Annotated in this window: 3 tRNA genes and 3 rRNA genes; all 6 read left to right on the top strand. The window is 53.7% G+C overall.

Annotated elements, in window-relative coordinates:
- Nucleotides 1-302: 302 nt before the first annotated feature.
- Nucleotides 303-1,791 (top strand): 16S ribosomal RNA (locus tag IP68_RS19575).
- A 216-nt stretch (nt 1,792-2,007) separates the two neighbouring features.
- A tRNA-Ile gene (locus IP68_RS19570) sits at nt 2,008-2,084 on the top strand.
- Between the two features lie 56 nt (nt 2,085-2,140).
- Nucleotides 2,141-2,216 (top strand) — tRNA-Ala (locus IP68_RS19565).
- A 325-nt stretch (nt 2,217-2,541) separates the two neighbouring features.
- Nucleotides 2,542-5,333, top strand: a 23S ribosomal RNA gene (locus IP68_RS19560).
- A 125-nt stretch (nt 5,334-5,458) separates the two neighbouring features.
- Nucleotides 5,459-5,573: ribosomal RNA gene (gene rrf / locus IP68_RS19555) — 5S ribosomal RNA — on the top strand.
- Together the 16S, 23S and 5S rRNA genes with 3 tRNA genes alongside form the textbook arrangement of a ribosomal RNA operon.
- A 120-nt stretch (nt 5,574-5,693) precedes the next feature.
- Nucleotides 5,694-5,770 (top strand) — tRNA-Met (locus IP68_RS19550).
- Nucleotides 5,771-5,985 lie beyond the last annotated feature (215 nt).

Here is a 5,985-nt window from a genome sequence, read left to right as displayed (position 1 = left end):
CCGGTCGCCAACATAGACGGACGCCAAGTCCCCCGGTAGGAAAATCGGGGAACACTGGTTGTCCGCTACTTTTGTCGGCGGTGGCTTTGGCCATGCTCTTTGACATTGTGATTTTAGATGAAGGGACATGTGGGCGACGGCGCCCGGTTCTGAGGAGTTCAAGGCCTCAGATACCGGTTGCAATAAGTCGTTCCTATATGTCCTTCACGTATCCATACGTAAAGAAATGTGCAGGAACGGCTCCTTGAAGCTCATGTTCTGGTGGTTAGCCGGTTTATTCGGTGCTGCTGGGATGTGTGACACAACTTGAGAGTTTGATCCTGGCTCAGAACGAACGCTGGCGGCATGCCTAACACATGCAAGTCGAACGAGACCTTCGGGTCTAGTGGCGCACGGGTGCGTAACGCGTGGGAATCTGCCTTTGGGTTCGGAATAACAGTGAGAAATTACTGCTAATACCGGATGATGTCTTCGGACCAAAGATTTATCGCCCAAAGATGAGCCCGCGTAAGATTAGCTAGTTGGTGAGGTAAAGGCTCACCAAGGCGACGATCTTTAGCTGGTCTGAGAGGATGATCAGCCACACTGGGACTGAGACACGGCCCAGACTCCTACGGGAGGCAGCAGTGGGGAATATTGGACAATGGGCGAAAGCCTGATCCAGCAATGCCGCGTGAGTGATGAAGGCCTTAGGGTTGTAAAGCTCTTTTACCAGGGATGATAATGACAGTACCTGGAGAATAAGCTCCGGCTAACTCCGTGCCAGCAGCCGCGGTAATACGGAGGGAGCTAGCGTTGTTCGGAATTACTGGGCGTAAAGCGCACGTAGGCGGCTATTCAAGTCAGAGGTGAAAGCCCGGGGCTCAACCCCGGAACTGCCTTTGAAACTAGATAGCTTGAATCTTGGAGAGGCGAGTGGAATTCCGAGTGTAGAGGTGAAATTCGTAGATATTCGGAAGAACACCAGTGGCGAAGGCGACTCGCTGGACAAGTATTGACGCTGAGGTGCGAAAGCGTGGGGAGCAAACAGGATTAGATACCCTGGTAGTCCACGCCGTAAACGATGATAACTAGCTGTCCGGGTTCATGGAACTTGGGTGGCGCAGCTAACGCATTAAGTTATCCGCCTGGGGAGTACGGTCGCAAGATTAAAACTCAAAGGAATTGACGGGGGCCTGCACAAGCGGTGGAGCATGTGGTTTAATTCGAAGCAACGCGCAGAACCTTACCAGCGTTTGACATGGCTAGTATATTTTCCAGAGATGGATTATTTCAGTTCGGCTGGCTAGCACACAGGTGCTGCATGGCTGTCGTCAGCTCGTGTCGTGAGATGTTGGGTTAAGTCCCGCAACGAGCGCAACCCTCGTCTTTAGTTGCCATCATTAAGTTGGGCACTCTAAAGAAACCGCCGGTGATAAGCCGGAGGAAGGTGGGGATGACGTCAAGTCCTCATGGCCCTTACACGCTGGGCTACACACGTGCTACAATGGCGGTGACAGTGGGCAGCAAGCACGCGAGTGCAAGCTAATCTCCAAAAGCCGTCTCAGTTCGGATTGTTCTCTGCAACTCGAGAGCATGAAGGCGGAATCGCTAGTAATCGCGGATCAGCATGCCGCGGTGAATACGTTCCCAGGCCTTGTACACACCGCCCGTCACACCATGGGAGTTGGATTCACCCGAAGGCGCTGCGCTAACCCGCAAGGGAGGCAGGCGACCACGGTGGGTTCAGCGACTGGGGTGAAGTCGTAACAAGGTAGCCGTAGGGGAACCTGCGGCTGGATCACCTCCTTTCTAAGGATATTGGCAGAAAGCGCCTGATTGGATCGCAAGATCCTCGTATCGGGAAGAGCTTCTTCCGTTCCAAAGAACATTGCCGTCGTCCTCATGTCCCTTCATCCTGGAGATTTCGCTGTCGCGAATGTGTGTTTTTCACATGTTTGCGAGCAGCGGATAACGCCGCCTTTGGGCAGCCCGGGCTTGCCCGCCTAAGCCGAAAGGCCGCAGGTGGGGCCGGTAGCTCAGGTGGTTAGAGCGCACGCCTGATAAGCGTGAGGTCGTAGGTTCAACTCCTACTCGGCCCACCATTATAGACGCGCTGCTCGCTTTGTGTGCGAACACGAAAGAGCGGCGATCATGGTTGGGGGCCTTAGCTCAGCTGGGAGAGCACCTGCTTTGCAAGCAGGGGGTCATCGGTTCGATCCCGATAGGCTCCACCACCACGCATTTCTCCAGAGATGAAGACAACATATTCCGGCGCGGATTTATCCGTAGCCGGTGTGCGGGCCCATGAGTGGCCTGCTCTTTGACATTGTGAATGGGTTTTTTAATCGATGCCGTGGTTGCATCGTGCCGATCTCGAAAGAGGTGGGTCACGTATGCCAATCACATACATTCATTTTAACTAATGAATATCTGGCTGAGATAAATCATCCACACCGAGCAAACCATGGCAGCAGCCGAGTGGTACGTTCGTGTGGGGCGCGGCTTACAAGACCGTGTCTCGAGCGATCGACCAATGTTGTCATTGGTGGTGTGGACTCTCAAGCGTGAGGTAAGAGCATTTGGTGGATGCCTTGGCATGTACAGGCGATGAAGGACGTGGCACGCTGCGATAAGCGTGGGGGAGCTGTGAGCAAGCTTTGATCCCGCGATTTCCGAATGGGGAAACCCACCTATCCCGATTATCTCGCCCGTGAGCAATCACGGGCTGGGTAATTGGGCAAAGGTATTGCGAGACTGAATACATAGGTTTCGTGAAGCGAACCCGGAGAACTGAAACATCTCAGTACCCGGAGGAAAAGACATCAACCGAGATTCCGTTAGTAGTGGCGAGCGAACGCGGACCAGGCCAGTGCCTGGTGTTTAATTAGCAGAACATTCTGGAAAGTTTGGCCATAGCGGGTGACAGCCCCGTATGCGAAAATGAAACATCAGGACTCGAGTAGGGCGGGACACGTGAAATCCTGTCTGAACATGGGGGGACCACCCTCCAAGCCTAAATACTCGTACATGACCGATAGCGAACAAGTACCGTGAGGGAAAGGTGAAAAGCACCCCGATGAGGGGAGTGAAACAGTACCTGAAACCGAATGCTTACAATCAGTTGGAGGGTCCTTGAGGCCTGACAGCGTACCTCTTGTATAATGGGTCAGTGACTTAATCTATCAAGCAAGCTTAAGCCGTTAGGTGTAGGCGCAGCGAAAGCGAGTCTGAATAGGGCGACTGAGTTTGATGGATTAGACCCGAAACCCGGCGATCTAGGCATGACCAGGCTGAAGGTGCGGTAACACGCACTGGAGGGCCGAACCGTTCAATGTTGAAAAATTGTCGGATGAGTTGTGTTTAGGGGTGAAAGGCCAATCAAGCCGGGAAATAGCTGGTTCTCCGCGAAAACTATTTAGGTAGTGCGTCGGATGTTTACCTGTGGGGGTAGAGCACTGGATGGGCTAGGGGGTCGCGAGATCTACCAAACCTAACCAAACTCCGAATACCACAGAGTTAGTCCGGCAGACAGACGGCGGGTGCTAAGGTCCGTCGTCAAAAGGGAAACAGCCCTAACCTACAGCTAAGGTCCCCAAATCGTATCTAAGTGGGAAAGCATGTGGGATTTCCAAAACAACCAGGAGGTTGGCTTAGAAGCAGCCATCCTTTAAAGAAAGCGTAACAGCTCACTGGTCTAAATAAGAGATCCTGCGGCGAAAATGTAACGGGGCTCAAGATACGTACCGAAGCTTAGGGTTTGGATCTTTTGATCCAAGCGGTAGCGGAGCGTTCCGTAGGCCGATGAAGCGGGAGGGTAACCGACCGTGGAGGTATCGGAAGTGCGAATGCTGACATGAGTAGCGATAAAGAGGGTGAGATGCCCTCTCGCCGAAATCCCAAGGGTTCCTGCTTAAAGCTAATCTGAGCAGGGTAAGCCGGCCCCTAAGACGAGCCCGAAGGGGGTAGTCGATGGGAACCACGTTAATATTCGTGGGCCTGGAGGTGTGTGACGGATGGCGTAAGTTGTCAGGCCTTATTGGATTGGTCTGGCTTCGAAGTTGTCCCAGGAAATAGCCCCTCCGTATAGACCGTACCCTAAACCGACACAGGTGGGATGGTAGAGTATACCAAGGCGCTTGAGAGAAGTGTACTGAAGGAACTCGGCAAATTACCTCCGTAACTTCGGGAGAAGGAGGCCCTACATGCGGGCAACCGTGTGTAGGGGGCACAAGCCAGGGGGTAGCGACTGTTTAGCAAAAACACAGGGCTCTGCTAAGTCGGCTTCAAGACGACGTATAGGGCCTGACGCCTGCCCGGTGCTGGAAGGTTAAGAGGAGGAGTGCAAGCTCTGAATTGAAGCCCCAGTAAACGGCGGCCGTAACTATAACGGTCCTAAGGTAGCGAAATTCCTTGTCGGGTAAGTTCCGACCTGCACGAATGGCGTAACGACTTCCCCACTGTCTCCAGTACATGCTCAGCGAAATTGAATTCTCCGTGAAGATGCGGAGTACCCGCGGTTAGACGGAAAGACCCCGTGCACCTTTACTGCAGCTTCAGAGTGGCATTAGGAAAGAACTGTGTAGCATAGGTGGGAGGCTTTGAAGCGACGGCGCCAGCTGTCGTGGAGCCATAGGTGAAATACCACCCTGTTGTTTTCTGATGTCTAACCTCGCACCGTTATCCGGTGCAGGGACCCTCTGTGGCGGGTAGTTTGACTGGGGCGGTCGCCTCCTAAAGAGTAACGGAGGCGCGCGATGGTGAGCTCAGGACGGTTGGAAACCGTCTGTTAGAGTGCAATGGCATAAGCTCGCCTGACTGCGAGACTGACGAGTCGAGCAGAGACGAAAGTCGGTCATAGTGATCCGGTGGTCCCTCGTGGAAGGGCCATCGCTCAACGGATAAAAGGTACGCCGGGGATAACAGGCTGATGATTCCCAAGAGCTCATATCGACGGAATCGTTTGGCACCTCGATGTCGGCTCATCACATCCTGGGGCTGGAGCAGGTCCCAAGGGTTTGGCTGTTCGCCAATTAAAGTGGTACGTGAGCTGGGTTCAGAACGTCGCGAGACAGTTTGGTCCCTATCTGCCGTGGGCGTCGATAATTGAGAGGAGTTGACCCTAGTACGAGAGGACCGGGTTGAACATACCTCTGGTGTACCTGTCATTCCGCCAGGAGTGCAGCAGGGTAGCTATGTATGGACGGGATAACCGCTGAAAGCATCTAAGCGGGAAGCCTCCCTCAAGATAAGTTATCATCGAGTCGTGGAAGACCACCACGTTGATAGGCCGGGTGTGGAAGTGCAGTAATGCATGGAGCTAACCGGTCCTAATCACTCTGTTCGCGCTTGAGAGTTCCACCATCAATGACAACATTGGTGTAAGGATGATTAAGCCGGATATTCGCCAAGAATAATCGTCTTCAAAATCTGAATGTATAACCGCATCGATTAAAAACCATATGCACCTGCTTCATTGCTTGGTGGCCATAGCGTCAGTGCCCCACCCGATCCCATCTCGAACTCGGCCGTGAAACCTGACTGCGCCGATGGTACTACCGCTTAAGCGTTGGAAGAGTAGGGCGTCGCCAGGCATTGAAGCCGGTGCATATGGAAAAACCCATTCATGATCGTCGAACAACCGCCCCCGGCAATATGCTGCGGGCGGTTTTCGGCCCTCTAGGGCTCAGCCCTCAAAAGGGCTCAGTTGGTGGCGCGGGATGGAGCAGCCCGGTAGCTCGTCAGGCTCATAACCTGAAGGTCGCAGGTTCAAATCCTGCTCCCGCAACCAGCAGAATTGCTCAATGAGCACAGCGAGTTTAGCAATTCGCTGCCCCGGACCTGATCCGGGGCCCATCTCCAAACCTCGCACACCACACAAAACCCACACCAGAAACAAACACCAGCCCCGAAAGCACCCTGCTTCCGGGGCCGCCACGCGTCTCACTCAATCCTCACCACACACCGCTATCACCTCAATCTCCAATAACAATTCTGGCAATGCCA

Source organism: Blastomonas sp. AAP25, assembly GCF_001295965.1.
GTDB classification, from domain to species: Bacteria; Pseudomonadota; Alphaproteobacteria; order Sphingomonadales; family Sphingomonadaceae; genus Blastomonas; species Blastomonas fulva.
This window is presented reverse-complemented; position numbering and strand designations above follow the sequence as displayed.